Origin of the sequence: Microbacterium sp. NPDC056736 (assembly GCF_042790415.1) — a bacterium.
Classification (GTDB): domain Bacteria; phylum Actinomycetota; class Actinomycetes; order Actinomycetales; family Microbacteriaceae; genus Microbacterium.
The window spans coordinates 600,500-626,930 of the sequence record NZ_JBHTZE010000001.1; the positions used below are offsets into that span (position 1 = coordinate 600,500).

Below are 26,431 nucleotides of genomic sequence, written 5' to 3' on the forward strand. Positions count from 1 at the left end.
CACTCGGGGGCGCGCGACGTCGCCGCGTCGCCGATGTCCACAGCGTGCCGTAGCATCCGGGAGGAGGGACACGATGGGTACCGAGACCATGCGATCGGCGGTCACGATCGAGGAGGTCGCCGCTGCGGCGGGGGTGTCGCGTTCGACCGTGTCGCGCGTCGTCAACGGCTCGACCGCCGTCAGCCCCGAGGCGCTGGAGTCCGTCCAGCGGGCGATCGCCGAGCTCAACTACGTCCCCAACCGCGCGGCACGCTCCCTCGCCAGCCAGAAGACGCACGCCGTCGCGCTCATCGTCCCCGAAGACACGACCCGCTTCTTCGGCGACCCGTTCTTCGCTGCCATCGTGTCGGGCATCAACTCGCGCCTGAGCCGCTCGGACTACGTGCTCAACCTCTTCATCGCGAGCGACGACCCCGGCGACAAGACGACGAGCTACGTGCGCAGCGGGGCGGTGGACGGCGCCATCGTGGTCTCGCACCACACCAGCGACACCTTCATCGACCGCATCGCCAGCGTCGTCCCGGTCGTCTACGGCGGCCGGCCCGTGCGCGAGCGGGAGCGCGACTACTACGTCGACGTCGACAACGTGCGCGGCGCCTACGACGCGACCGTCTACCTGATCGAGAGCGGGCGCCGTCGGATCGCGACGATCACCGGTCCCCGCGACATGCCGGCCGGCGTCGACCGGCTGCAGGGGTACCGCGAGGCGCTGGCGGCATGGAGTCTCGACGAGGTCGCGGTGGAGGACGGCAACTTCACGGCCGACGGCGGCGCCGATGCGATGCGACGCATCCTCGCCTCGGGCGCCCAGCCCGACGCCGTGTTCGTCGCGAGCGATCTCATGGCCCGAGGCGTCCTCACCGTCCTCGCGCAGGCGGGCATCCGGGTGCCCCAGGACATCGCGATCATGGGCTTCGACGACTCCCCGGTCGCGACATCGGTGAATCCGCAGCTGACCACGGTGCGCCAGCCGTCGTTCCAGCAGGGGGAGCGCATGGCCTCGGTGCTCATCGACCTCCTCGCGGGGAGGCATCCGCGTCACGTCACGATCCTCGAGACGGAGCTCGTCGTCCGGGAGTCCGTGTAGCGGCTCCGCGGTCCGCGGCGTCGCGGGCCGGCGTCGGCGGCGTCAGCCTCGGCCGGGCACCGTCGCGTGGAGCAGGTTGCGCCACGGGTCGTCGAACGACACGGTGCGTCCGTCGTCGCGCACGTCGAGGCCGTGGTGCCGCAGGCGCTCGCCGAGCGCGCCGAGGGCGTCGGCGTCGGGCAGAGTCAGGTCCACGCGGCCGAGGCCGAGGGCCGGCATCCGCGGTCCGGCGCCGCGCGAGTTCCACACGTTCATCGCCATGTGATGGTGGTAGCCGCCCGCGCTGACGAACAGCGCCTGGTCGCCCAGACCCGCCGTCTCGTCGAAGCCGAGCGCGTCGACGTAGAACGCCCGGGCGGTCGCGACGTCGCCCACCGAGAGGTGCACATGACCGACGGATGCCGCCTCCTGTGCCGTCGCGCCGCTCGCAGCGCGCTCCGTGAGGTGCTCCTGGAGGAACGCGTTCGGGTCGAGGTACAGGGTCGCCATCTCGATCTGACCGTGGGTCCACGACCACTCGGTGCGGGCCCGGTCCCAGTACAGCTCGATTCCGTTGCCCTCCGGGTCGGTGAGATAGAACGCCTGGCTGACGAGGTGATCGGCCGAGCCGGTGAAGGTGTGCGGTGCGTGGCGGGCGACGCTGTAGAGCGCGGCGGCGAGGGCCTCCTGCGTCTCGAAGAGGATCGCGGTGTGGAACAGGCCCGCCGAGCCCGGGGTCGCGTGACGGAGGGCCGGCTCGTGCTTCAGCACCACCACCGCCCGGCCCGCGCGTCCGAGCACGACCTCGTCGCCGTCCGCGGCGAGCACCTGCAGGGTGATGACGTCGCGGTAGAACGCGGTCATGCCGTCGAGGTCGCCGACGAGCAGCGTGACGGCCCCCATGGCGGTATCGGCGGCGAGACGTTCGGCCTGTGTATTCACACGAATGAGAACCCCCGGCATCCGTCGTTCATTCCCAGACGTCTCCACGGTTTGGGGCGTCGCGCGACCGCTCGGGGCGTGCGCGACACGCCCCAACCGTCCGCGGTGCGCCCCAAACCGGGACTTGGACGACGGATGCCGCCACCCGGCGCCCTCCCGGCTCCGGGGTGGCGGCAGGCAACGTCGGGCTACTGGGGGTCGCCGCCGAGCTGGCCGACCGCGGGGATCGGGCCGCCGTCGTCGGCACCGGTCCGGCGCCAGCGGGCGATGGCGTTGCCCACGTGGTAGATCAGCAGCGCTGCCGCCGCGCCGATGACGATGGCGCCGAGCTGGAACTCGCCCCACTGCATGGTGAAGCCGGCGATCGCGATCACGAGGGCCACGGCTCCGGTGTACTGGTTCACCGGGCGCGAGAAGTCCACGCGGTTGTCGACCCAGATCTTGATGCCGATGATGCCGATGAGACCGTAGAGCGCGGTCGTGACGCCGCCGAGCACACCCGCCGGGATCGAGTTGAACACCGCTCCGACGACGGGCGAGAGCGACAGCAGGACGGCGAAGATGCCGGCCACCCAGTACGCGGCCGTCGAGTACACGCGCGTCGCGGCCATGACTCCGATGTTCTCGCCGTAGGTCGTGGTGCCAGAGCCGCCGAAGGTGCCCGCGAGCACGGTGGCCGCGCCGTCGGCGATGAGCGCCCGGCCGGTGTACCGGTTGACGGAGGCGTCGGTCATCGTCGCGACGCCGCGCACGTGACCGACGTTCTCGGCGATGAGCACGAGGACGACCGGCAGGAACATCGCGATGACGCTCCAGGTGCCCGGCGAGCCGAACGTGGGGAAGTGGAAGACCGGGAGACCGACCCACTGTCCCTCGGCGACGAGGTCGTTCACGGCCGTGAAGTCGACCTCGCCGCGCACGAGCGCGACGAGATAGCCGACGATCACGCCGAGGAAGATCGAGATGCGACCGAGGAAGCCGCGGAACAGCACGCTGAACAGGATGACGGCGACGAGCGTGATGGTCGCCGTGACGGGGGCCTGCTGGTAGCTGTCCCACGCGACCGGCGCGAGGTTGAAGCCGATGAGGGCGACGATGGCACCGGCGACGACCGGCGGCATGAGCCTCTCGATCCATCGCAGACCCGCGAACTGCACGACGAAGCCGACGGCGGCGAGCAGGACGCCGACCGCGACGATGCCGGCGAGGGCCGATCCCATGCCCTGCGACGCGGTCGCGGCGGTCACCGGCGCGATGAACGCGAACGAGGACCCGAGGTAGCTGGGGAGCCGGTTCTTCGTGACGAGGAGGAACAGCAGCGTGCCGAGGCCCGAGAAGAGCAGCGTCGTCGAGACGGGGAAGCCCGTCAGCACCGGCACCAGGAACGTGGCGCCGAACATCGCGATGACGTGCTGCGCGCCGATCGCGACGGTGGCGGGCCAGTTCAGCCTCTCGTCGGGCTTCACGACCGTGCCGGGTTCGACGGTACGGCCGTTGCCGTGCAGGGTCCACAAAGGCATGCGCGCTCCTTGCGCTCGGGGGATGGTGCGAGGATCACGATAGCGGCGGGGATGACCCGCCTCGCGCACGAGCGGCCCGGCGCCGCGAGTTGCCCGGGGGCGTGGCATCCGAGAGGCTGGATCCTGCCCGGCGCGCACCGGCGCCCGCCCTGCCGAACGACGGAGATACGTGAGCGATCCCGCGAATCCCCCCGCGCCCGCGGGCCCGCCCGCCGACACCTCCGCACGCGCGTCCGAGACCCCCGCGGCCGACCGCGTCTCCACCCCGGGTGAGGACACCGCGGCCCTCGAGCTCGTCGGGCTCCACAAGCGCTTCGGGCAGAAGGTCGCGGTCGCCGACCTGAGCCTGCGAGTGCCGACGGGGTCGTTCTACGGGCTGGTCGGGCCCAACGGCGCGGGCAAGACGACGACCCTCTCGATGGCGACCGGCCTCCTCGCGCCCGACGCCGGCCGGGCGATCGTGCACGGCGTGGACGTGTGGCAGCAGCCGGTCGCGGCCAAGCGCATGCTCGGCAACCTCGCCGACGGCGTGAAGCTCTTCGACCGCCTGACCGGCGAGCAGCTCGTCACTTACAACGGGCTCCTGTTCGGCCTGCCGCACGACGAGATCGCGCAGCGCACCGCCGATCTGCTGGCGCTGATGGACATGACGGATGCCGCGGGCACGATGGTCGTCGACTACTCGGCGGGCATGACCAAGAAGATCGCGCTCGCCTGCGCCCTCGTCCACGCTCCGCGCCTCCTGGTCCTGGACGAGCCGTTCGAGTCCGTCGATCCCGTCTCGGCGGCCAACATCCAGGACATCCTCACCGGGTACGTCGCCGGTGGCGGAACGGTCATCATCTCGAGCCACTCCATGGACCTCGTGCAGCGCATGTGCGACCACGTGGCGATCGTCGCCGCCGGCCGCCTCCTCGTGGCCGGAAGCGTCGAGGACGTGCGGGCGGGGCAGTCGCTCCAGGACCGCTTCGTCGAGCTCGTCGGCGGGCGGCGCCACACGGAAGGGCCGGAATGGTTGCGACGCTCCTGAGGCTGCGCTTCCGCGTGCTGGGCAACCAGCTCGGGCGCAGCCCCTGGCAGCTCGTCGGCTTCGTCTTCGGCGCGTTGTACGGACTCGGACTGCTGGTGGCCATCGTCGTCGGACTGGTGCTGCTCGGGTTCGCGGGTCTCGCGCCGGCCTCCGCCGTCATCGTGGGCGCCGGATCGCTCGTGACCCTCGGGTGGGCGCTGATCCCCCTCCTCGCCTTCGGCGTCGACACGACGCTCGACCCCGACCGCCTGGTGGTGTTCCCCATGTCGCTGTCGCGCATGATGGTCGCGCTGGCGGTGGCGGCGGTCACCGGCATCCCGGGCATCATCACCTCGGTGGCAGCGGTTGCGACGGTCGCGACCTGGGCGCACTGGCCGGCGGCCGTCGCCGCGTGGATCGTGAGCACGCCGGTCGCGGTCCTCACGGCCGTGGTCGCGTCGCGCGCGGTCGCGACCCTCGCGGCCGGGCTCGGGAGCGGGCGGCGCTTCCGGGAGGTGTCGGGCACCGTCATCCTCATCCCGCTGATCCTCGCGGGACCCATCATCGCCGGTGTGGCGACCGGGTTCGCGGTGAACGCCGACACGCTCGCCGAGCTGGTGCCGATCCTCGGCTGGACGCCGCTCGGCGCGGCGTGGGCCGTGCCGGCCGCCGCCGCGGCGGGCGACCCCGCCGGCGCGGGCGCCCGGCTGCTGATCGCCCTCGCGACGCTCGGGCTGCTGTGGCTGCTGTGGCGCGCAGCTCTCGGCCGCTCGCTGGTCCGCCCGCGGCACACGTCGGCCGCCGCGGTGCGCGCGGGATCGATCGGATGGTTCGGCCGCGTGCCGACCGGCGCCGCGGGTGCCGTCTTCGCGCGGGCGCTGACGTACTGGACGCGCGACCCCCGCTACCTCCGCCAGCTGGTCGGGGCGCCCCTGGTGCCGGTGCTGCTGTGGTTCTACGCCCGTGACGGCGAGCCGCTCGTGGCGCTGTCGTTCTCGGGCCCGATCATCGCGATCGTGATCGGCATCGTCGTGTACGCCGACATCTCGTACGACGGCACCGCGTTCGGGACCGAGCTCGCCACCGGCGCGCCGGGCCGGGCGGACCGGCTGGGGCGCAGCCTCGCCGCTGCGGCGGTCGCCCTGCCGCTCGTGCTGCTCGCCGCGATCATCCCCTTCGTCTTCTCGGGCGAGTGGAGCCGGTTCCCGGGCATCCTGGGCATGTCGGTCGGCATCCTCTTCACCTGCTACGGCGTCTGTGCGCTCACGTCGGCGCAGCTCGTCGTGCCGGTCGCGGCATCCGGCGACAACCCGTTCAAGCGGGTGCCCGGCACCACGTTCCTGCAGGGCATGGCGTTCTTCGGCATCTGGCTGATCGCCGTCGCGCTGTCGGCGCCCGCCGGCATCCTCGGGATCATCGGGTTCTTCACCGACGACGCGGCGCTCAGCTGGATCGCATGCGCGGTCGGCCTCGTGCTGGGGACGGCGGTCCTGATCGGCGGCATCCTCATCGGCGGATCGATGCTCGATCGGACCGGTCCGACGCTGCTGGCGCGGCTGAAGGCGATGAAGAACGCGTGACGGGCGGATGCCGCGCCGGGCGTCAGGCGGCGGTGAGGCGCTCGAGAAGCTCGCGGTAGCGGTCGGCGGTGCGCTCGACGATGTCGGCCGGCAGAGCCGGCGGCTCACCGTCGCGCGGCGGCGCCCAGTTCGCGGCGAGCCAGTCGCGCACGATCTGCTTGTCGAAGCTCGCCATGCGCTCCGCGGGCGTGGTGCCCGCCGCCCAGGTCTCGGCATCCCAGTACCGCGACGAGTCGCTCGTGAGCACCTCGTCGGCGAGGGTCAGCACGCCGTTCTCGTCGAGGCCGAACTCGAACTTCGTGTCGGCGAGGATCACGCCGTGCGCCTCGGCGGTCGCGGCGGCGCGCGCGTAGATCTCGAGCGACAGGTCGCGCAGCTCGCTCGCGCGCTCGCCCCCGACGAGCTCGACGGTGCGCTCGAACGAGATGTTCTCGTCGTGCTCGCCCAAGGGGGCCTTGTAGGCGGGGGTGTAGATCGGCTCCGGCAGCCGGTCGCCGTTGGACAGCCCGTCCGGGAGCGCGATGCCGCACACCGTGCCGCTCTCGCGGTACTCGGCCCAGCCCGACCCGGTGAGGTAGCCCCGCACCACGCACTCGATGGGCAGCATGTCGAGGCTCTTCACGACCATGGCCCGGCCGATGACGGCATCCGGGATGAGGTTCTGCAGGTCGTCGCGCGTGTTCGCCTCGCCGTCGCCGCCGAGCGTGAGCGTGTGCGAGGCCGCGAGATGGTTCGGGATGCCGCGCCCGCCGTCCGCTCCCGCGAGGCGGTCGAACCACCACAGGCTGAGCGTGGTCAGCAGCGTCCCCTTGCCGGGGATGCCGGGCGAGAGCACATGGTCGAAGGCGCTGACGCGGTCGCTGGCGACGACGAGCATGCGCCCGGCGGGCGCGCCCTCGGCCGCGTCGCCGGGGACGTACAGGTCCCGCACTTTGCCCGAGTAGACGTGGCGCCAGCCGGGGAGTTCGAGCGGGGTGGGATTCGTGTCCGTCACCCGCCCATTATCGCGGAGCCCGACCCGGGCTAAACCCGCGAGGGCACGGTTGTCAAGAGGTTGGCCCGCGGGAGACGGCCGCGGAGGATGGCTTGCATGACCGGACTCGCAGTGACCCTGCTCATCGTCGGAATCGTCCTGCTGCTGCTGGGCGTGCTCGTCGAAGCGGTCCAGTTCCTGCTGTGGATCGGCCTCGTCATCATCGTCATCGCGGTGATCGCCTGGCTGATGCGCTTCATACGTCGTCAGACCTGAGTCCCCCAGCTCGGGTTTTCCGGACGCTCGGGCCCCATCGAAACAGAGCCCAGCGTCATCCGGACGCCGGCGTCGCTCGTCTCCCCAGCCAGCGACGCCGGCGTCCGTCCTTTCGTCCGCCGGTGTACTCGGCATCGTGCCTGTGAAGTGCCCGCACGCGGCCCCCGCGGGCGGCGCAATGGGCGTAGCCTGTGGCCAGGACGTCCTGGACCCCGACGTCGCCGCCGCATCGGTGCGGCTCGAGGATCGGGGTCGACGACATGACCGGACAACCCACCACCGGCATCCGGGCGACTGCTGCCCGGACCGACCGGCCGCCCAACGACTTCACCGGGCTGGCGAAGGTCGTGGCCGCGAGCGGGCTGATGCACCGCCGCTACGGCTACTACTGGACGAAGCTCATCGGCGCCGTGGTGGTGCTGGCGGCGGCGGTCGCCGGCTTCGTCCTCATCGGCGACACCTGGTGGCAGCTGTTCACCGCCGCGGCGCTCGCGATCCTGTTCACGCAGATCGCGATGCTCGGCCACGACGCGGCGCACCGGCAGATCTTCGTCTCGGGCCGCTGGAACGACTGGACGTCGCTCATCCTCGGCAACCTCCTCGTCGGGATGAGCTACGGGTGGTGGCAGCACAAGCACACCCGCCACCACGCCAACCCCAACAAGATCGGCTCCGATCCCGACATCGAGCTGCCGGTCGTGTCGGTCACCCCCGACCAGGTCGACCGCCGCGCTCGCCGGTACGGCCCGGTGCTCGGCTGGGTGATGGCGCACCAGGGCGTCTTCTTCTACCCGATCCTCCTGCTCGAAGGGCTGTCGCTGCACGCGTCGAGCGTGCGGCGGGTGCTCTCGCGTGAGCCGTTGCGCCACCGGGCGGTGGAGGGCTCTTTCCTGGCGATGCGGATCGGGGGATACCTCGCCCTCGTCTTCATCGTGCTCTCGCCGGGCATCGCGGCGGTGTTCCTCGCCGTCCAGCTGGGGATCTTCGGCGTCTACATGGGGCTGTCGTTCGCGCCGAACCACAAGGGCATGCCGTTGGTGCCGGCATCCGTCAAGCTCGACTTCCTGCGCCGGCAGGTGCTGATGAGCCGCAACATCCGCGGGAACCGCCTGCTCGACGTCGCCATGGGCGGGCTCAACTACCAGATCGAGCACCACCTCTTCCCCTCGATGCCCCGGCCGCACCTGCGGAGGGCGTCGGGCATGATCAAGGACTACTGCCAGGCCCACGGCGTGCACTACACCGAGACCGGCCTGCTCGAGTCGTACCGCATCGTCACGCGGTACATCAACCGTGTCGGACTGGGGGAGCGCGATCCCTTCCAGTGCCCGCTGCTGCAGCAGCGGGCGGCGGTGTGATCAGCGGGCGCGGCGGCGCGGCCGGCGCGGGACTGACGCTGGGGCTCAGTCGCGCGACCGGCCGCGTTCGTGCGCCCAGATCGCGAGCTCGACGCGGTTGCGCGCGCCCAGCTTGGCCATGATGCTTCCCAGGTGGGTCTTCACGGTGCTGAGGGAGACGTGCAGCTCGTCGCCGATCTCGCTGTTGCCGAGCCCGCGGGCGACACCGGCGAGCACCGCCTCCTCGCGGTCGGTGAGGGGGCTGGACGGCGGAGGCGGAGGCGTCGGCGCCGCGCCGGCGAACGTCTCGATGAGGCGGACGGTGACGTTCGGATCGATGAGCGCGTCGCCGCGCGCGGCCGCGCGCACGGCCTCGGCGAGCAGGACCGGACCGGCGTCCTTCAGCAGGAAGCCGCGGGCGCCCGCGCGGAGGGCGGCGTAGACGTACTCGTCGAGGTCGAAGGTCGTGATCACGACGACGGGCGTCGGGTCGGCGACGTCCGGACCCGCCACCGTGCGCGTCGCCTCCAGGCCGTCCATCACCGGCATGCGGATGTCGAACAGGCACACGTCGGGGCGCAGGCTCCGCGTGAGCGCGACGGCCTCGCGGCCGTCGGCGGCCTCGCCCACCACCTCGATGCCGGGCTGCACGTCGAGGATCATGCGCAGTCCGGTGCGCACGAGGTCCTGATCGTCGGCGACGAGCACGCGCACGGTCATGATCCCCACCCCCTGCGCGGGAGCGTCGCCGTGACGGCCCACCCGCCGCCCGGCGCCGGGCCGGCCTCGCACGTGCCGCCGAGGAGCGCTGCCCGCTCGCGCATGCCGGTGATCCCGAATCCGGGAGGCGCGGATGCCGCGCTCCCGCCGTCGTCACGGACCGACAGCCGCACCCCCGCCGCGTCGACGTCGACGCCGACCTCGACGCGGGTCGCGTCGCGGGCGTGGCGCCGCGCGTTCGTCACCGCTTCCTGGGCCAGGCGGAACACCGCGGCGCCCACCGCCGGGGGCACCGTGTCGAGGTCGCCGTCGAGGTGCACGGCGACGGCCGGGCCGGCGGCATCCGTCTGCGCCAGGTCCGCGATCCCGGCGAGGCCGGGTGCGGGCGCCACCGGCGCGTCCGCGCGGAGCACGCCCACCATGGCGCGCATCTCGCGCAGCGTCTGCGAGGCCTCGGCCTCGATCGCCTGGAGCACCTGCGCGGTCGCGCCCGGATCGGTCGCGGCCACGGCGGTGCCGGCCTGCGCCTGGATCGCGATCGCCGAGACATGGTGCGCGACGGTGTCGTGCAGATCGCGCGCGAGCTGCTCGCGCTCGAGCAGCCGCACCTGTTCGAGCTCGCGGCTGCGTGCCCGCCGACGCCAGCGCATCGCGAGTCCGAGCGTCGCCGTGGTGACCGCGACGGCGGCGCCGCCCACCGCGTCGGGCGGCGATGGGGCCGACCCGGCGGCGGTGAGCGCCATGCCGGCGGCCACGAGCGCGCCGCCCGCGAGCATCGCCCGCCCGGAGCCCCAGCGGAACACCGCGTACAGCAGGATCAGGAAGTAGGCGGTCGTGTACAGCTGCGGATCGCCGCCGACGATGAAGCCGACCGCGGTGCCGACGGCGAAGGCGATCGCGAGCATCATGAACGGGCGCGTGCGCCGCCACAGCAGCGTGGGCGCGAGGGCGGCGAGCACGACGGCCCACACCCAGCGCGACGGCACGTCGGGGCGCACGGATGCCTCCACCACAGCGAGCAGGGGGATCACCGCGACGAGCACCCCGTCGCGCCACACGCGCGGGGGCGGTGCCGGAGTCGCCGCGGGCGCGTCCCAGAGCGCGCGGACCGGGCTCGTCATGCCCTCATGATAGGCGTGCGCCGGTCGGCGCCGCCGTGGCCCGTGCCCCCGTCCGCCGCGCGCCGGTGCGGGCCCGCCGGCGGATGACGATCTCGGCGACCACGAGGTTGATCACCCACCCCGCGGTCATGAGAAGCGTGTAGCCGACAGGCGTGGGCGCCCCGATCAGGAGCGTGAACGGGAGGAACACGACGACCTGCGTGCCGGCGCCGAGGCCGATCGCGTACGCGCGCGTCATCCACGCGCTGTGCGTGCCGACGTCGCCGCGGCGGATCGCGACGAAGGCGGCCACGATCGCCGCCGCCATCGTGACGCCGAGCACCATGCGCACGGCGGCGAGCCCCGGCCCCGCCACCGCGGCCGGCATCTGGTACGACACCGTCATCCACAGCGCCGACAGCGCCGACACCAGCCCGGCCGGCGCGACGATGCGCCCGGCCACGCGGTGCCAGCGCCGGCGCCGCAGCGACGGCGCGAACTGCAGCGCGCCCAGCACCAGGAACACGGTCGAGCCGACGATGTGCGCGACGATCGGCACCGGCGCGTCGAAGAACCGGACGTTGTCGGCGGTCACGCCGGCGGAGGTCGCGAGCTGCGTGAGGCGCGCCGAGCCGGCCGCGACCGGCACGAGGCTCAGGGCGATGAGGCCCGCGGGCACGAGCCACTCGGGCGCGCGCCGCCGGGTGCGTGGGAGGGAGGTGGAGGTCGTCATGCCGCCATGGTGGCGGTGACGGATGCCACGGCACATCGGCCGTCGGGACCGACCGGCCTCGTCCTTTCGGCCGATGCGGGGCCGCGGCCGGGTCAGAGCCCTTCGGCGACCCGGGCGGCGATGTCGGTGCGGTGCTGCCCGCCCTCGAGCTCGATCTGGCCGAGCGCACGGTAGACGCGCTCGCGCGCCTCCATGAACGTCGTCCCGATCCCGACCACGTTGAGCACGCGGCCGCCGGTGGCCACGAGCCCGCCGTCGGTCTCGGCCGTGGCGGCGTGTGCGAGGTGGACGCCGGGCACCGCCGACGCCTCGCGCAGCCCCGTGAGCTCGCGGCCGGTCACCGGCGCGGCGGGATAGCCCTCGCTGGCCACCACCACGGTGACGGCCACGTCGGTGGCGAACGCCGGACGGGGGGAGTCCTCGAGGGTGCCGGATGCCGCAGCCAGCAGCAGCTCCGACAGCGGGTCGACGAGCCGGGGGAGCACCACCTGCGTCTCGGGGTCGCCGAAGCGGGCGTTGAACTCGATGACCTTCACGCCGCCGTCGGTGAGGATGAGGCCGGCGTAGAGCAGCCCGATGAACGGCGTGCCCTCGGCATCCAGCTGGCGGATGACCGGTTCGGCGACGTCGCGGGTCACGAGGTCGACGAACTCCCGCTCGCTGCCGAACCTGCCGTCGAGCCACGGCAGCGGCGAGTACGCGCCCATGCCGCCGGTGTTCGGTCCCTCGTCGCCGTCGAGGAGGCGCTTGTAATCCTGCGCGGGGCTCAGCGGCAGCACGTGGTCGCCGTCGCTGAGGAAGAAGAGCGACACCTCGGGACCGTCCAGGTACTCCTCGACGAGCACCGGGCCCGAGGGGAGGTACTGGTCGGCGTGGGCGAGCGCCTCGTCGCGGTCGGACGTGACGATGACCCCCTTGCCGGCGGCCAGTCCGTCCGCCTTGACCACGTGCGGAGCGCCGAGCTCGTCCAACGCGGCCTCGACGTCGGCGCGCGAGTACGCCCGCACCGCGCGGCCGGTCGGCACGCCCGCCGCCTCCATGATGCGCTTGGCGAAGGCCTTCGAGCCCTCCAGCTGCGCGGCCGCCTTGCCGGGCCCGAACGTCGGGATGCCGCGTTCGCGCACCGCATCGGCCACCCCGGCGACCAGCGGAGCCTCCGGGCCGATCACGACGAGCGCGATGTCGTTCTCGATCGCGAAGTCGGTGACGGCGACCGGGTCGTTCGCGTCGAGCGATACGAGCTGGGCGTCCTGCGCGATGCCGGCGTTGCCGGGGGCGGCGAAGATCTCGTGCTCGGTCTCCTCGGACCGCAGCGCGAGGATGATGGCGTGCTCCCGCGCGCCAGAGCCGAGAACCAGGATCTTCACGCCGTCCAGCCTACCGAGGGCGCTCCGCCGCGTTTCGGGTCGTCGAGGATTCCGCCGGCACGCGACACGCGTAGCGTGGGGTCGTGGCCCGCAAGATCTCCACCGACGACGGCCGCGCGGCCCTGCAGGCCGTCGCGGCGGCGGGCGCGGCATCCGTCCCCGCCTCCCGCACCGACCGCGCCACGGCCGTGCGCTACCTGCTGCAGCTGCTCGCCGAGAAGGCGCCGGGCAACTCGGTCGAGGTGCGCGTGCCTCCGTTCGGCGCGGTGCAGGTGGTCGAGGGGCCACGGCACACCCGCGGAACCCCACCGAACGTCGTCGAGACCGATCCCGGGACCTGGATCGCAGTGGCGACGGGGGCGGAGCACTGGGCGGATGCCTCCTCCGCCGGCCGCATCGTCGCCTCGGGCACCCGCGCCGACATCTCCCACCTGCTGCCGCTGCGCCCCTGAGCCCGGGCGAGGACCCCGAGACGCGCCCGTCCCGCGGTGGGACAATGGCACCATGACCCGCGCGCGCACCGGCGCAGCCGGCGACGACGACCCCGACGAGCACGTCATCCACGAGGAGTGGGAGTCCGTCGGGGTCCGTCGCGCCCCGCGCATCGGGCGGATCATGATCTCGGGCATCGTCCTCGGCCTGGTGACGGCGGGCGTCCTCACGGCAGCGGCCGCCGTGTCCGAGGAGCCGGGCGGCCCGCTCTCCACGGGCGCCTCGGGCTACCTGCGCGTGTTCGGCGTCTTCGCCGTCATCTGCGTCGGGTTCGGGCTCCTCGTCGCGGGCCTCGTCGTCATCGTGCTCGACCGCGTGGTGAGCAGCCGCGGTCGCTCGGTCATCGCGGAGCACGCCACGAGCCTCAGCGACGACCTCGTCTCTCCGGTCACCGACGACGTGCCGCAGTGGGTGCGGGACGCCGAGGACATCGAGACCGACCGGCCCGACGGCCCGAGCGGCCGCCGGCCGAAGGGATAATGGAGACATGCCCGAGCACAGCCAGGACCGCGTCGAGACGCTGCGCGTGCGGCGGGCCCCGAAGATCTCGGTCTTCCTCATCGCCGGCGCCGCGCTGGGCCTCCTGGTCGCGATGATCCTCACCTTCGCCTTCGACGGCACGTCGCAGGTGAGCCCGAACACCGGCGTGGAGTACTCGCAGACCCAGGTCTTCGGCTTCCTGGCGCTCATCTGCGCGCCCGTCGGCATCGTGCTCGGCGCCCTGGTCGCGCTGCTCCTCGACCGTCGATCGCGCCGCCACACGCACGAGGTCTCGGTCGACCACGCGTCGGTGCAGGTCGACCCGCAGTCCGGCGCAGACGAGGATCGCCGCTGAGCTCGGGCTTTTCAGGCCAGCTCGGCGATGATCGGGTGGATCGCCGCGTCGAAGGCGGCGACGTCGCCGCGCAGGCCGTCGGTGACGGCGATCGTGAGGGAGCCGATCCACCACACGCCCCGCTGATTCAGCGGCAGCACCTGGACATTGAGTTCGAACGAGTGCGCCCGGCGGCCCACCTGCCGCTCGTGCTCGGCGATGGCGCCCGCATACGCCCGGTAGGCGGTGCCGGTGCTGTGCGACGCCTCTTTGCGGTAGCGCTCGTGGGCGGCCTTCGCGAAGGCCATGGCGTCGGCGGCATGCGGCGTGAACGCGTGCCGCAGGTCGTCGCAGCCCTCGACCGGCAGGGCGAGCGCCATGTCGAACCCGTCGACGAGCTGGAGCGGAACCGGCGACGGGTGCGCCTGCGGTTCGACGGTCATCGCCCAGAACTCCCGCCACTGGCGTTCGAGCGTCGCCTGCGCCTCGTCGGAGCGGTCGTTGGCGCGCAGGGGGATTCCGCGCAGGTGGGGCAGCTCCTCGGGAGAGCGGATGCCGAGCACCTGGCGCAGATAGAGGGCGAGGAGAACCGGCTGACCTGCGTCTTCGCGGATCAGCCACTCCGGTGCACCGGTGCCGCCCATGCGGACATCATAGATCCGCCCCGCGACGTCCGGACCGGGGCGCGGGCAACGATCAGGGTGCCGATCGGCGCCGGGGGAGCGACCCGTAACCCCGGCATCCGCCCAGCCACGCCGCCGGTAGGCTGGTAGCCGTGGCCTCCTCCGAACGCGACGCCCCTTCACGCCCCGAACAGCCGGTGAACCCGTACGTCGCTGCGGGCGTCGACACCGCCGCCGGCGACCTCGCCGTGGAGCTGATGAAGTCGGCCGTCCGCCGCACGCACGGACCCGAGGTGCTCGGAGGCGTCGGCGGCTTCGCCGGGCTCTTCGACGCCAGCGCGTTCAAGGCGTACGACAAGCCGCTGCTGGCCACCAGCACCGACGGCGTCGGCACCAAGGTCGCCATCGCGCAGGCGATCGACAAGCACGACACGATCGGCCAGGACCTCGTCGGCATGGTCGTCGACGACATCGTCGTCGTCGGGGCCAAGCCGCTGTTCATGACCGACTACATCGCCTGCGGCAAGGTGTTCCCCGAGCGCATCGCCGACATCGTCCGCGGCATCGCCGCCGGCTGCGCCGAGACGGGCACCGCCCTGGTCGGCGGCGAGACGGCGGAGCACCCCGGGCTGCTCGGCGTCAACGACTACGACGTCGCGGGCGCCGCGACCGGTGTTGTCGAGGCCGACCGCGTGCTCGGCGCCGAGCGGGTGCGCGAAGGCGACGTGGTGCTGGCGCTCGCGAGCTCGGGCCTGCACTCCAACGGCTACTCGCTGGTGCGCCACATCGTCACCGGCGCCGGCGTGCAGTACGGCGACAACGCCGCCGACTTCGGCGCGACGTGGGGCGAGGCCCTCCTCGAGCCGACGCGCCTGTACACCAAGCCGCTCCTGCGGCTCATCGCCGATCACGGCGACCGCGTGCACGCGCTCAGCCATGTCACCGGCGGCGGCATCGCGGCGAACCTCGCCCGCGTGCTGCCGCAGGGCACGTGGGTCGAGGTCGACCGCTCGACGTGGTCGCCCTCCCCCGTCTTCCGCGTCCTCGCCGACCTGGGCGACCTCGACCTCGAGTCGACCGAGGGCACCTGGAACCTCGGCATCGGCTTCCTCGCCGTCGTGGCGGCCGACAAGGCCGAGGCGGCGGCATCCGCTCTCTCCCTCGGCGGCATCGCGACCTGGCAGGTCGGCGTCGTCCGCGGCGGCGCCCGGCCGGACGGCGAGTGGGAGCAGGGCGCAAAGGGAGTCGACGGCGGCGCGGTGCGTCTCGTCGGCGCCTATTCAGACCACCAGGCGCACGCGAGCCACACGGCCCGCTGAGTCGCACGACCTTACGGAGCAGGCAACACCCATGTGCGGAATCGTCGGGATGGTGGGCCGCGGGTCCGTCAATCAGGAGATCTACGACTCCCTCCTCCTCCTGCAGCACCGCGGTCAGGACTCCACCGGCATCGCCACGGCCGAGCGTCATGGGGTCGTGCACATGCACAAGACGCGGGGCCAGGTGCGCGAGTCGTTCCGCACCCGCGACATGCGCGCGCTCCTCGGTGAGATCGGCCTCGGCCATGTGCGCTACGCGACCAAGGGCACCGCGTCGAATGAGGAGGAGGCGCAGCCCTTCTACGTCAACGCGCCGTACGGCATCGTCATGGTGCACAACGGCAACCTCACCAACACGCGCGAGCTGACCGAGGAGCTGTTCCACAAGGACCGCCGCCACCTCAACACCAGCTCCGACACCGAGCTGCTGGTGAACGTGCTGGCCAACGAGCTGCAGTCCTCGATCTCGGGACTCGAGCTCGACCCCGAGCAGGTGTTCCAGGCGGTCACGCGCGTGCACGAGCGCGTCGAGGGATCGTACGCGGCGATCGCGCTGATCGCGGGGTACGGTCTGCTGGCGTTCCGCGATCCGTTCGGCATCCGTCCCCTCATCCTCGGCACGCGCAAGAACGCGGACGGCCACTACGAGTGGGTCGTCACGAGCGAGTCGCTCGTGCTGGAGAACGGCGAGTTCGAGGTCGTGCGCGACGTCGACCCGGGCGAAGCGGTCTTCATCGACCTCGAAGGCAACCTTCACACCCGCCAGTGCGCGAGCGACCCGCAGCTGGTGCCGTGCTCGTTCGAGTACGTGTACCTCGCGCGTCCGGACTCGGTCATGAACGGCATCTCGGTGTACGAGGCGCGCCTGCGCATGGGAGACCGCCTCGCCGACACCATCGCGAAGTACACGCCGCGCGAGGCGATCGACGTGGTCATGCCCATTCCCGACTCCTCGCGGCCGGCGGCGATGCAGGTCGCGCGCAAGCTGGGCGTGGAGTACCGCGAGGGCTTCTACAAGAACCGGTACATCGGGCGGACGTTCATCATGCCGGGGCAGGCGGTGCGGAAGAAGAGCGTGCGGCAGAAGCTCAACGCCATGTCGACCGAGTTCAAGGGCAAGAACGTGCTCCTCATCGACGACTCCATCGTGCGCGGCACGACGTCGAAGGAGATCATCCAGATGGCGCGGGATGCCGGTGCCAAGAGCGTCACGTTCGCCTCGGCGGCGCCGCCGGTGCGCTACCCGCACGTCTACGGCATCAACATGCCCTCGCGGCACGAGCTGGTCGCGCACGGCCGGACGATCCCCGAGATCGCGCAGGAGCTGGGCGCGGACTTCGTGGTCTACCAGGAGGTCGACGACCTGAAGGCCGCGATCCTCGAGGGGTCCGACGTCGAGGATCTCGACATGAGCTGCTTCGACGGCCGGTACATCACCGGCACCGTCACCGACGAGTATCTCGCGTGGGTGGAGGGCTCCCAGGAGAGCTGAGCCCGTCGGCCGGCGCGCCGAGGGCATCGGCGCCGGCTCTAGGGTTGTACGAGTGACATCGTCCCCTGCCCGCCCGCTCTGGCAGGGGCGAACCCTCGCCCTCGTCGGCATCGTGCTGTTCGCGTTCTCGCTGCGGTCGGCCGTGGCCTCGCTGTCGCCGCTCTTCGACCACATCTCGGCGGACTTCGCGCTGCCGGCCGCGGTGATCGGCCTGATCGGCACCGCCCCGCCGGTGTGCTTCGCCGTGTTCGGCCTGCTCACCCCGGCGCTCGAGCGCCGGTTCGGGCTCGAGCGGCTCGCCGTGGTGGCGATGGCGGTCGTGGCGGTCGGCCTCGTCGCGCGCAGCCTCGCGCCCAGCTCGGGGCTGCTGCTGGCCGGCACGGCGTTCGTCTTCGCGGCCGTCGGGACGGGCAACATCCTGCTGCCGCCGCTCGTGAAGCGCTACTTCCCCGACCGCATCGGGCTCATGACGACGGTGTTCTCCACGACGATGGCGGTGTCGACGTTCCTGCCCGCCCTCGTCGCGGTGCCGGTGGCGGATGCCACGGACTGGCACGCCTCGCTGGGACTGTGGGCGGTCTTCGCCCTCATCGCGACGATCCCGTGGATCGCACTTGCGCTGCGCCGCCATGCCGACGGAGCCGACGACGACATCGAGCAGGCGAGTCCTCGCGTGTTCGGGCGGATGTGGCGCATTCCGCTGGCGTGGGCGCTGCTGGTCGCGTTCGCCGTCTCGAGCACGATCGCGTATACCTCGTTCGCGTGGATGCCGAAGATGCTCGTCGAGATCGCGGGCGTCACCCCCGCCACGGCGGGCGCGCTGCTCTCGCTCTTCGGGTTCATGGGGCTGCCGGCATCCCTCGTCGTGCCGCTGCTGGTGACACGTCTGAACGCGACCCGCGCGCTCTTCGGCGTCGCCGTCGTCACCGGCTTCGCCGGCATCGCGGGCCTGCTGTTCGCGCCCACAGCGGCGCCGTGGCTGTGGGTCGTGCTGATCGGGCTCGCGCCGCTGCTGTTCCCGGTGGTCCTCGTGCTCGTGGGGCTGCGCACGCGCACGCACGAGGGCGCGGTCGCTCTCAGCGGGTTCGTGCAGAGCGGCGGCTACGCGATCGCCGCGCTGTTCCCGGTGGGCATCGGCCTGCTGCACGACGCGACCGGTTCGTGGACCGGCCCCCTCATCGTGCTCGCGTGCGTCGTCGCCGCCGCCATCCCGGCGGGCGCGGTGGCGGCGCGGCGGCACACCGTCGAAGACGACTGGTCCCGGCCCCACGGCGCGTGGTGACCGCGCCCGGATCGGCCCCGAGCACGACGAACCCCGCGCACCGCAGCGCGCGGGGTCGTCTCAGAGCGCGGTGAGGCGTGACCGCCTCGCACGAGCGCTCAGGCTTGCGACGACGAGACGGGCGAGGTCTCGTCCTCGTCCTCGTCGTTGTACTGGTCCGCCCACTTGTCGACGTACTCGTCTTCGCTGTGGTGACCGAGCTCGCGCTCGAGCGCCGAGTAGTTCACGCTGTACGTGTCGTACTTCAGCTCTCGGGCGATCTTGGTGTGCTTCGCCTTCTGACGGCCACGCCCCATGCGAGACCCCCTCATTTAGAGTCGCGGGCTTTTCTGCGGGCTTTCCGCCGCGCAACCCGGGCATTCACGAATCCGGCTTCGAGCCGGTAAGAGTAGCATTCAGGATAACACGGAGCCCCCGCACCCCGGCGGTTCCGGCCCCAGTGGTGCGGGAGGAGCACGGACGTATGACCGACGAGGCATCCGAGCCCGAAGTCGACGACAGCAGCAACGCGAGCCTGCACGGGGCGGTGATCGCGGGAGTGATCCCCGACCAGTCGCCGCGGGTCCTCAAAGAGGCCGCTCGGTACGCGAAGCTCCTCCGGGCGCCGCTGGCGGTCGTCCACGTCGACGTCACCCGCTTCGTCACCTACGAGGACCCCGACGGCTACGTCCACTCGGCGCCCATCGACATGAACATCACCGGTGGCGAGGGTGACCTGACGAGCGTCCAGGATGCCGCGGCAGCCGTCCTCGCCGACTCCGGCGTGGACTGGACCGTGCGCCAGCTCGTCGGCGACCCGGCGATGGCGCTCAAGCACCTGGCGGACGAGATCGACGCCCGGCTGCTCGTGGTCGGCACCCGCAAGCGCGGGTTCGGTGAATCGGTCCGCGAGTTCTTCACCGGCTCGGTCGGCGCCCGCCTCGCGCATCGGCAGCACCGCCCGATCCTGGTGGTGCCGCTGGGCGAACCGGTGCCCGACGACGAGGAGATCTGGCCCGCCTGACGCCCGTCGGTCCAGCGCCGGGCCATCGTCGAAAGAGCGGATGTTTAGGCCGCACTGTTGACTCGCTTTCCCGATATGTCCAAGATTGAGGACGATACATCGGATGAAAGTCGAGGATGCCGTGACCGATGAGAGCTGGGACGATCTGTCGCGCCCGCTGCCCGAATGGTTCGCGAAGGCGAAGTTCGGAGTCTTCATCCACTGGGGTGCGTACTCCGTGCCCGCGTGGGCCGAGCCGATCGGCGCGCTCGGCGAGGTACCGGACGACCAGTGGTTCGCCCACAACCCGTACGCGGAGTGGTACTTCAACACCATCCGGATCGACGGCAGCCCGGCACAGGAGCATCACCGCACCGTCCACGGAGATGCACCGTACGACGACTTCCTCGACCAGTGGAAGGCCGAGCGCTTCGATCCGGGGGCGTGGGCGGAGCTGTTCGCCCACGCGGGGGCGGAGTACGTCGTACCGACCACGAAGCACCATGACGGCATCGCGTTGTGGGACGCCCCCGGGACGGCTTCGCGCAACACCGTCCGGCGCGGCCCGCAGCGCGACCTGATCGGCGCGATCGCGGACGCGGTCCGCGCGAAGGGGATGCGGTTCGGCGTCTACTACTCGGGCGGGCTCGATTGGTCGGTGAGCGATCTGCCGCCTCACCGGTCGGGCCCGGAGGTGCACTCGATTCGTCCCAACGACGCCGCGTACAACTACTACGCGCTCGCCCACGTACGCGATCTCATCGACCGCTATCGCCCCGACGTGCTGTGGAACGACATCAACTGGCCCGACGCCGGCAAGCATTTCGGCAAGGACGGGCTGTACGAGCTGTTCGCGCAGTACTACGAGGCGAATCCCGAGGGCGTCGTCAACGACCGGTGGGGCGATACGCATTCCGACTTCGCGACCACGGAGTACTCGGCCGGACGCGAGAACGAGGCCAAGGAGGTCTGGGAGAACAACCGCGGCCTGGGGTGGTCGTTCGGATACAACAAGCTCGAGTCGCCCAAGGAGATCCTGGACTCGACCAGTCTGGCCAAGCACTGGATCGACGTCGTGGCCAAGGGCGGCCGGCTGCTGCTGAACGTGGGGCCCACCGCGGAGGGGATCATCCCGGAACTGCAGCAGGAGTCGCTGCGCGGGTTCGGCGACTGGAAGCGGGCGGTGGCCGAGGCGTCCGAGACCACGATCCGCCGCGAGAGCCCGCAGTCGTCCGATGGGCGCTGGATGCGGGAGTGGTGGACGCCGTCGGAGCGCATCGTCTTCCTCGACGGGACCGGCGACCACCGGCTCGGCCGTGACAGCGTGGACTTCGACCGCTCCCGCGTGCTGTCGGGCGACCTGGTGGTCGAGCGCGACGGCGACGACGCGATCCTGCGCGTCGGCGGCGTCGACGGCGGCCCGGCGGCGGTGGCGTTCGCGCGGCGCTGATCGGGGCGCACGCACGACGAGAGGGTGGGCTCCCGGGACGGGGCCCACCCTCTCGCGTTCAGCGGATGCCGCGGCTCAGCCTCGCAGCGCGCGTGTCACGTCGCGCGCGATGCGGTCGAGCTCGCCGGCGACCTGGTCCACCACCGTGGAGGCGAGCTCGCCGCCACGGGCGACATGGACGCGGACGTCACCGCGCAGGTTCGCGCGGAACTCGTTCACGAGCGCGTCGAGCCGCTGCACCTGCTCACGGCTGCGGACGCGCGGGTCGTCCTCGCGCGGACGCTGCGGTGTGGTCTCGCGCTCCTCGCGGGAAGCGGCGGCGAGATCCGCCCGCAGGCTCTTCATGGCCTCGCGGACGCTGCCGCGCACCTCGTCGGCGATGAGCCGCACCGAGTCGGCGAGACCCGCCTCGATGCCCTCGAGCTCGCCGGCGCGGGCCTGTACCTCGGCGTGGCCTGCCTCGGTGATCGAGTAGACGGTCTTGCGGCCGTCGACGGACTTCGTCACGAGGCCCTCCTCTTCGAGCTTCGCCAGTCGCGGATAGATCGTGCCGGCGCTCGGGGTGTAGGTGCCTCCGGTGCGGTCCGACAGGGCCTGCATGATGTCGTAGCCGTGTCGGGGCCCTTCATCGAGCAGGTTCAGCAGGTACAGGCGCAGGTCGCCGTGGGAGAAGACCGGGGCCATCACAGCTCCTCCCGGTCGGCGCCGGCCTCGGCCTGCCGGTCGGTTCCGAACGGGGTGTCCGCGGTGCTGTCGCCGCCGTACGCCTCGGCCGGAGCCTCGGAGCCCGCGACGGGAGCCTGAGCGGCCGGCGTCGTGCCGACGGAGGCCGCGGCCGGGGCATCCGTCATCTGGGCGGCCGCGCGGCGGAGCACGGTGATGTCGCCCGAGACGCTGTGGGCCCGCACGTCGGCGAAGTTGCCGCTCAGCTCGCCCACCGAACCGGCGTAGTTGGTCGTCGGGCCGGTGCCCTGGCCGGAGCGCACGACGCCGTCGATCTGCACGCGGCCGCTGACGCTGCGGATGACGTAGTTGGCCGGGTAGCCCTCGTCCAGCCGTACGGTGGAGCTGCCGCTGACGGTGTTGAGACCGACGGAGTGGATCTCGCCGGAGGAGTCGACCAGCACGGAGCCCGACACGGTGTCGACGGCGGCCTTGCGCAGCGAGCCGGTCGCCGCGACGTCGCCCGAGACGCTGTTGGCGTTGAGGCCGCCGACAAGCCCGCGCACCTGGACGTCGCCCGAGACGGCGTTGACCGAGAGGTCGCCGGTGAGGCCGTCGACCAGGATGTCGCCGGAGACGGTGTTCAGTGCGGCGCCGGCCTGGAGGCCGGTGACGAGGGCGCTCGCGCTGACCACGCCCAGGGTGAGCGCGACGTCGCGGGGCACGGCGACGCTGATCTCGGCCTTGGGACCGCCGGCGCCGAAGTTGCGGAACACCTCGAGGAAGTTGTCCCAGCGCAGCTGCGGGTGGTCGATCTCGACCTGGTCCTCGGTGACCTCGATGCGGAGGTCCTTGACGGTGACGTCGTGCACCTCGATCCGGATGCCCGGCTCGTCGTGGGCGACGACGTCGACCTGTCCGCCGACGAGGCCGATCTTGAGCGAGCGAACGGCTTCGATGTCGATGACGCGCGTCTCGCCCGGGTGGATGATCCACTTCTCCAGGGTCATGGCTGCTTCTCCTGCCTGTCTGGGGTATTCGCGATATATCGTGTCTGAAGAGTAACACGATATATCGCGACCATGTCAAGAAAGTACAGCGATCATTCGGCTTGACCTTGACGCAGCGTCAACCTTTACCGTGATCAGGGACGGCACGAGAGAGGGGAAGAGGTCATGACGGATCACGAGTGGTCGATCCAGCAGATCGCCAAGCTCGCCGGAACGACCAGCAGAACGCTGCGTCACTACGACGACATCGGGCTGCTCGCGCCGTCGAGCGTGGGCCACAACGGCTACCGCCACTACGACCAGGCCGCGCTCGTGCGCCTGCAGCGCATCCTGCTGCTGCGCGAGCTCGGACTGGGGCTGCCGCAGATCGGAGAGGTGCTCGATCGCGAGGCGTCCGAAGCGCACGCGCTGGAGACTCACCTCGCGTGGCTGCGGCAGGAGCAGGACCGGCTGACGCGGCAGATCGCGTCGGTCGAGAGCACGATCAGCGCATTGAGAGGAGGTGAACGACTGATGGCAGAGAACATGTTCGACGGCTTCGACCACACGCAGTACAAGGACGAGGTCGTAGAGCGCTGGGGCACGCAGGCCTACGCGGACAGCGACCGGTGGTGGCGCTCGATGAGCGCGCAGGAGAAGGCCGCGTGGCAGCAGCGCGTCTCCGACCTCGGCCGCGACTGGATCGCCGCGGCGGAGTCCGGCATCGCGCCCGACAGTGACGTGGCGCAGGCGCTCGCGAAGCGCCACGTCCAGTGGCTGACGGGCGTGCCCGGCACGCCCGCCGCGACGCCCGGTGGCGACGTGAGGGGCTACGTCCTGGGGCTCGGGGAGATGTACGTCGCCGACCCGCGCTTCGGCGCGAACTACGCGACGAGCTCGGGCGGCACACACGGTGCGGAGTTCGTCCGCGACGCGCTCCGCGTGTACGCGGAGGCGAACCTGTAGTCCCGCGCGGACCCCGTAGACAGGCGGATGCCGCGGCCAGCTCTGGCCGCGGCATCCGCCGTCTACAGCTCAGTGGGTCGGGTCAGGCCCTGCGGTTCCCGCTGATCACTCGGAACAACCACACGATCAGCGCGATGACACCGACGATGATGGCCACCCACAGCAGCCAGTTCAGCGCGGAGTTCAGACCGCCCACGATCGCAAGGATGATCGCGACGACGATGATGATGATCAAGGCGAGGTTCATGAGATCTTCTCCTTCTGCGTGTCCGGTGCAAGGGGATGCAACGGATGCCTTGTGGGCACGGTCTCACAGTGGCACTGGTGACCGCTCCTTCGCAGGGGGTTGACGGCGTGTCGGCGCCGGTGATAGTCGCAAGGCCTCGTGTTAAGGCCGTCCGCCGGGGAAGTCAACCCCCGTGAACGCGCGCACGCGCGGCCCTAGCGTGCGGGTATGAGTTCATCGGCGCCGCAGGACCCCACGACCGCGCACCACGACGAAGGCTTCCCGGCTCAGCAGCAGGACCAGCCGGGGCTCACCGGCAAGACGCGTCCCGAACCCGATCACGGCGAGGAGTCGTATCGGGGCGCTCAGCGCCTGACCGACCGCCGCACGCTGATCACCGGGGGCGACTCGGGCATCGGCCGCGCGGTCGCCGTCGCCTTCGCCCGCGAGGGTGCCGACGTGGCGCTGGTCTACATGCCCGAGGAGGAAGAGGACGCGCAGGACACCGCGCGCGTCGTCGCCGACGCCGGCCGGCGGGCGCTGACCCTTCCCGGCGACCTTCGCGAGGAGCAGTTCTGCGCCGACATCGTCGAGCGCACCGTCCAAGAGCTCGGGGGACTCGACGTCCTCGTCCTCAACGCGGCGTACCAGAAGGACCGCGACGGCATCGAGACGCTCGAGACCGCGGAGATGGAGCGGGTGTTCCGGACCAACCTCTTCGCGCAGATCTTCACACTCCGTGCCGCCGTGCCGCACCTGAAGCCGGGCGCCTCGATCATCCTCACCACGTCGGTGCAGGCGTTCAACCCCTCGCCGGGCCTCGTCGACTACGCGATGACCAAGGCCGCTCAGGTCGCGCTCGTGAAGGCGCTGGCCGAGGAGCTGGGGCCCAAGGGCATCCGCATCAACGGCGTGGCGCCCGGTCCGATCTGGACGCCGCTCATCCCCGCCACCGGCTGGGACGAGGAGCGCCTCGCGTCGTTCGGGCAGGACACGCCGCTGGGCCGCGCCGGTCAGCCCGCGGAGCTCGCCGGCGCGTACGTGTATCTCGCCTCGGACGTGTCGTCGTACACCTCCGGCGCCATCGTCCCGGTCACCGGGGGAAAGCCGCTCTGAGCGGGCGGCCAGCACGTCCGCATCCGAGCGATGCGGCGAGGGAAGGAGGAAGCGATGCCTCGAGGACGCGGATCCAACCTCAAGGATCCCGAGCTGTACGAGGAGCTCCGCAAAGACGGAGCGTCCAAGGAGAAGGCGGCGCGCATCTCGAACGCGGCGGCCAACCAGGGCCGCAAGACGGTCGGACGCCGCGGCGCCCAGGCGACGAATTACGACGACCGGACCGTGCCCGAGCTGCGCAAGCGCGCGAAGGAGCTCGGACTCTCGGGCTACTCGGGCAAGAAGAAGTCCGAGCTCGTCGAGATGATCCGGAACCACTGACGATGTGGTCGCCGGGCCGACCGGGCAATGCGCCGGCCGGCCCGGCGGTCGGGGGAGACTGAGCACATGCCGAAGCTCACGCGTGTGCGCCCCTTCCACGACCCCGGCTTCCGGCGTCTGCGAGCCGGGTCCGGCTTCCGGTATCTCGACGCGAAGGGCCGCACGCCCGGGCAGCGGCACCTGGAGCGGATCCGGGCGCTGGTCATCCCGCCGGCCTGGCAGGACGTCTGGATCAGCGTCCGCGACGACGGCCACATCCAGGCGGTGGGGACCGACGACGCCGGGCGCCGGCAGTACATCTATCACCCCGCCTGGACGGCCGGCCGCGACCGGGGCAAGTTCGCCCGCGCCCTCGCGCTCGCCGAGGCGCTGCCCCGCGCCCGCGCACGCGTCACCACCTCGATCCGCCGGGACGACCTCGATCGCGAGCGGGTGCTCGCCGTCGCCTTCCGGCTGCTCGACAACGCCGCACCCCGCATCGGATCCGAGCGCTACCTCGCGCAGAACGGCAGCCGGGGGCTCACGACCCTCCATCGACGGGATGCCTCCGTCGAGGGCACCGTCGTCACCCTCACGTTCCCGGGCAAGAGCGGCAAGCTGCAGTACCTCGAGATCGACGACGCCGACCTGGCGGCGGCGATCGAGCTGCTCGTGCCCGGGCGCCCGCGCTCACCGCTGCTGGCGTTCAACCGCGCCGGGCGCCGCGTGCCGCTCACCCCCGCCGAGGTCAACGCCTACGTGCGGTCGCTCACCGGCGGCAAGTTCACCGCCAAGGACTTCCGCACGCTCCGCGGCACGATCCTCGCCGCCGAAGCGCTCGCGCACATCGGCACCGTCGACACCAAGACCGACCTCAAGCGCGCCGAGGTGCTCGCGGTGCGCGCCACCGCGGAGGCCCTCGGCAACACCCCGGCGGTCGCCCGCGGGTCGTACATCGATCCCCGCGTCTTCGTCCGCTACCGCGAGGGCAACCTCCTGGACCTGTCCAGGACGCCCGAGTCGGCGATCCGGTCGCTGCTGCGCCCGGTCCGCAGCGATACCGAGCCGGAGGAAGTCGCTGAAGTAGCGTGAGT

The 26,431-nt window shown here is 71.6% G+C and carries 29 protein-coding genes; 17 read left to right on the top strand and 12 right to left on the bottom strand.

All coding sequences use genetic code 11. The features are described 5' to 3' along the window. Positions 1–73 precede the first annotated feature (73 nt). Positions 74–1,087 (top strand): LacI family DNA-binding transcriptional regulator, encoded by a 1,014-nt coding sequence (locus tag ACFRAL_RS02775; protein WP_378879457.1) that lies wholly within the window; start codon positions 74–76, stop codon positions 1,085–1,087. A gap of 42 nt (positions 1,088–1,129) precedes the next feature. Here ACFRAL_RS02775 and ACFRAL_RS02780 read toward each other — a convergent pair whose 3' ends face one another. Beyond that, positions 1,130–1,969: a VOC family protein gene (locus ACFRAL_RS02780; protein WP_378879460.1), complete on the bottom strand. Its 840-nt coding sequence runs from the start codon at positions 1,967–1,969 to the stop codon at positions 1,130–1,132. A 227-nt stretch (positions 1,970–2,196) separates the two neighbouring features. After that, complete coding sequence (locus ACFRAL_RS02785) at positions 2,197–3,528, bottom strand: uracil-xanthine permease family protein (protein ID WP_378879463.1); 1,332 nt, start codon at positions 3,526–3,528, stop codon at positions 2,197–2,199. 169 nt (positions 3,529–3,697) lie between these two features. Here ACFRAL_RS02785 and ACFRAL_RS02790 point away from each other — a divergent pair, with 169 nt between their 5' ends. Together ACFRAL_RS02790 and ACFRAL_RS02795 are read left to right on the top strand one after the other, a co-directional pair. Beyond that, positions 3,698–4,558: an ABC transporter ATP-binding protein gene (locus tag ACFRAL_RS02790; RefSeq protein ID WP_378879466.1), complete on the top strand. Its 861-nt coding sequence runs from the start codon at positions 3,698–3,700 to the stop codon at positions 4,556–4,558. After that, positions 4,540–6,117 (top strand): hypothetical protein, encoded by a 1,578-nt coding sequence (locus tag ACFRAL_RS02795; protein ID WP_378879469.1) that lies wholly within the window; start codon positions 4,540–4,542, stop codon positions 6,115–6,117. Before ACFRAL_RS02790 ends, ACFRAL_RS02795 begins: the two co-directional genes overlap by 19 nt. A 22-nt stretch (positions 6,118–6,139) precedes the next feature. Here the strand turns inward: ACFRAL_RS02795 and ACFRAL_RS02800 are convergent, their stop codons facing one another. Continuing rightward, positions 6,140–7,111, bottom strand: a complete 972-nt coding sequence (locus ACFRAL_RS02800) for a phosphoribosylaminoimidazolesuccinocarboxamide synthase (protein WP_378879471.1) — start codon at positions 7,109–7,111, stop codon at positions 6,140–6,142. Positions 7,112–7,207: 96 nt separating this feature from the next. Here ACFRAL_RS02800 and ACFRAL_RS02805 point away from each other — a divergent pair, with 96 nt between their 5' ends. After that, positions 7,208–7,366 carry a hypothetical protein gene (locus ACFRAL_RS02805; protein WP_336393916.1) on the top strand — a complete coding sequence of 53 codons (159 nt, stop codon included), beginning with the start codon at positions 7,208–7,210 and terminating at the stop codon, positions 7,364–7,366. A 260-nt stretch (positions 7,367–7,626) separates the two neighbouring features. Next, complete coding sequence (locus ACFRAL_RS02810; protein ID WP_378879476.1) at positions 7,627–8,724, top strand: fatty acid desaturase family protein; 1,098 nt, start codon at positions 7,627–7,629, stop codon at positions 8,722–8,724. A 45-nt stretch (positions 8,725–8,769) separates the two neighbouring features. On the opposite strand, the gene ACFRAL_RS02815 is transcribed toward ACFRAL_RS02810, so the two are convergent. The 4 genes from ACFRAL_RS02815 to purD all read right to left on the bottom strand — a co-directional run bounded on the left by ACFRAL_RS02815 (position 8,770) and on the right by purD (position 12,623). After that, the gene (locus tag ACFRAL_RS02815; protein ID WP_378879479.1) at positions 8,770–9,423 is read right to left on the bottom strand and encodes a response regulator; all 654 of its coding nucleotides are present in this window, start codon (positions 9,421–9,423) and stop codon (positions 8,770–8,772) included. Then, positions 9,420–10,544, bottom strand: a complete 1,125-nt coding sequence (locus tag ACFRAL_RS02820; protein WP_378879481.1) for a sensor histidine kinase — start codon at positions 10,542–10,544, stop codon at positions 9,420–9,422. The genes ACFRAL_RS02815 and ACFRAL_RS02820 overlap by 4 nt, the downstream gene beginning before the upstream one ends. Before the next feature lie 4 nt (positions 10,545–10,548). Then, positions 10,549–11,256, bottom strand: a complete 708-nt coding sequence (locus ACFRAL_RS02825) for a DUF2306 domain-containing protein (RefSeq protein ID WP_378879483.1) — start codon at positions 11,254–11,256, stop codon at positions 10,549–10,551. 92 nt (positions 11,257–11,348) lie between these two features. Further along, on the bottom strand, positions 11,349–12,623 hold the full coding sequence (gene purD / locus ACFRAL_RS02830) for a phosphoribosylamine--glycine ligase (protein ID WP_378879486.1): 1,275 nt from the start codon (positions 12,621–12,623) through the stop codon (positions 11,349–11,351). Between the two features lie 83 nt (positions 12,624–12,706). On the opposite strand from purD, the gene ACFRAL_RS02835 reads away from it, so the two are divergent. From ACFRAL_RS02835 to ACFRAL_RS02845, 3 genes are read left to right on the top strand one after another with little or no spacing between them, the layout of a single operon-like run. Next, entirely contained in the window at positions 12,707–13,075 is a 369-nt protein-coding gene (locus ACFRAL_RS02835) for a sterol carrier family protein (protein ID WP_378879488.1), read from the top strand. A 52-nt stretch (positions 13,076–13,127) separates the two neighbouring features. Next, complete coding sequence (locus ACFRAL_RS02840; RefSeq protein ID WP_378879490.1) at positions 13,128–13,595, top strand: hypothetical protein; 468 nt, start codon at positions 13,128–13,130, stop codon at positions 13,593–13,595. A 7-nt stretch (positions 13,596–13,602) separates the two neighbouring features. Beyond that, a complete protein-coding gene (locus tag ACFRAL_RS02845) occupies positions 13,603–13,950 on the top strand; it encodes a DUF6232 family protein (protein WP_378879492.1) in 348 nt (115 codons plus the stop codon). A gap of 11 nt (positions 13,951–13,961) precedes the next feature. Here ACFRAL_RS02845 and ACFRAL_RS02850 read toward each other — a convergent pair whose 3' ends face one another. Continuing rightward, entirely contained in the window at positions 13,962–14,573 is a 612-nt protein-coding gene (locus ACFRAL_RS02850; protein WP_336393907.1) for a zinc-binding alcohol dehydrogenase, read from the bottom strand. Positions 14,574–14,704: 131 nt separating this feature from the next. On the opposite strand from ACFRAL_RS02850, the gene purM reads away from it, so the two are divergent. The 3 genes from purM to ACFRAL_RS02865 are packed head-to-tail and all read left to right on the top strand — an operon-like array spanning position 14,705 to position 18,645. Further along, a complete protein-coding gene (purM, locus tag ACFRAL_RS02855; RefSeq protein ID WP_336393906.1) occupies positions 14,705–15,871 on the top strand; it encodes a phosphoribosylformylglycinamidine cyclo-ligase in 1,167 nt (388 codons plus the stop codon). Between the two features lie 31 nt (positions 15,872–15,902). Further along, on the top strand, positions 15,903–17,363 hold the full coding sequence (gene purF, locus ACFRAL_RS02860) for an amidophosphoribosyltransferase (protein WP_336393905.1): 1,461 nt from the start codon (positions 15,903–15,905) through the stop codon (positions 17,361–17,363). Between the two features lie 52 nt (positions 17,364–17,415). Next, complete coding sequence (locus ACFRAL_RS02865; protein WP_378879497.1) at positions 17,416–18,645, top strand: MFS transporter; 1,230 nt, start codon at positions 17,416–17,418, stop codon at positions 18,643–18,645. 98 nt (positions 18,646–18,743) lie between these two features. Here the strand turns inward: ACFRAL_RS02865 and ACFRAL_RS02870 are convergent, their stop codons facing one another. After that, positions 18,744–18,941 (bottom strand): DUF3073 domain-containing protein, encoded by a 198-nt coding sequence (locus ACFRAL_RS02870; protein WP_194397108.1) that lies wholly within the window; start codon positions 18,939–18,941, stop codon positions 18,744–18,746. Positions 18,942–19,108: 167 nt separating this feature from the next. Here ACFRAL_RS02870 and ACFRAL_RS02875 point away from each other — a divergent pair, with 167 nt between their 5' ends. Together ACFRAL_RS02875 and ACFRAL_RS02880 are read left to right on the top strand one after the other, a co-directional pair. Beyond that, positions 19,109–19,648: a universal stress protein gene (locus tag ACFRAL_RS02875; protein ID WP_336393903.1), complete on the top strand. Its 540-nt coding sequence runs from the start codon at positions 19,109–19,111 to the stop codon at positions 19,646–19,648. A gap of 103 nt (positions 19,649–19,751) precedes the next feature. Next, positions 19,752–21,077 carry an alpha-L-fucosidase gene (locus ACFRAL_RS02880; protein ID WP_378879502.1) on the top strand — a complete coding sequence of 442 codons (1,326 nt, stop codon included), beginning with the start codon at positions 19,752–19,754 and terminating at the stop codon, positions 21,075–21,077. Between the two features lie 75 nt (positions 21,078–21,152). Here the strand turns inward: ACFRAL_RS02880 and ACFRAL_RS02885 are convergent, their stop codons facing one another. Both ACFRAL_RS02885 and ACFRAL_RS02890 read right to left on the bottom strand, forming a co-directional pair. Beyond that, the gene (locus tag ACFRAL_RS02885; RefSeq protein WP_336393901.1) at positions 21,153–21,761 is read right to left on the bottom strand and encodes a PadR family transcriptional regulator; all 609 of its coding nucleotides are present in this window, start codon (positions 21,759–21,761) and stop codon (positions 21,153–21,155) included. Next, entirely contained in the window at positions 21,761–22,750 is a 990-nt protein-coding gene (locus ACFRAL_RS02890; protein WP_378879505.1) for a DUF4097 domain-containing protein, read from the bottom strand. Before ACFRAL_RS02890 ends, ACFRAL_RS02885 begins: the two co-directional genes overlap by 1 nt. Before the next feature lie 165 nt (positions 22,751–22,915). Between ACFRAL_RS02890 and ACFRAL_RS02895 the strand changes: the two genes are divergently transcribed. Further along, positions 22,916–23,695: a MerR family transcriptional regulator gene (locus ACFRAL_RS02895; RefSeq protein ID WP_336393899.1), complete on the top strand. Its 780-nt coding sequence runs from the start codon at positions 22,916–22,918 to the stop codon at positions 23,693–23,695. Between the two features lie 82 nt (positions 23,696–23,777). Here the strand turns inward: ACFRAL_RS02895 and ACFRAL_RS02900 are convergent, their stop codons facing one another. After that, on the bottom strand, positions 23,778–23,942 hold the full coding sequence (locus ACFRAL_RS02900; RefSeq protein WP_336393898.1) for a hypothetical protein: 165 nt from the start codon (positions 23,940–23,942) through the stop codon (positions 23,778–23,780). A 207-nt stretch (positions 23,943–24,149) separates the two neighbouring features. Between ACFRAL_RS02900 and ACFRAL_RS02905 the strand changes: the two genes are divergently transcribed. The 3 genes from ACFRAL_RS02905 (at position 24,150) to ACFRAL_RS02915 (ending at position 26,429) form a co-directional block, all read left to right on the top strand. Continuing rightward, positions 24,150–25,037: an SDR family oxidoreductase gene (locus ACFRAL_RS02905; protein WP_378879508.1), complete on the top strand. Its 888-nt coding sequence runs from the start codon at positions 24,150–24,152 to the stop codon at positions 25,035–25,037. A 54-nt stretch (positions 25,038–25,091) separates the two neighbouring features. Further along, positions 25,092–25,358: a Rho termination factor N-terminal domain-containing protein gene (locus ACFRAL_RS02910; RefSeq protein ID WP_378879511.1), complete on the top strand. Its 267-nt coding sequence runs from the start codon at positions 25,092–25,094 to the stop codon at positions 25,356–25,358. Between the two features lie 66 nt (positions 25,359–25,424). Next, positions 25,425–26,429, top strand: coding sequence for a DNA topoisomerase IB (locus ACFRAL_RS02915; RefSeq protein ID WP_378879514.1), 1,005 nt, complete (start codon positions 25,425–25,427; stop codon positions 26,427–26,429). The last annotated feature ends 2 nt before the right edge of the window (positions 26,430–26,431 follow it).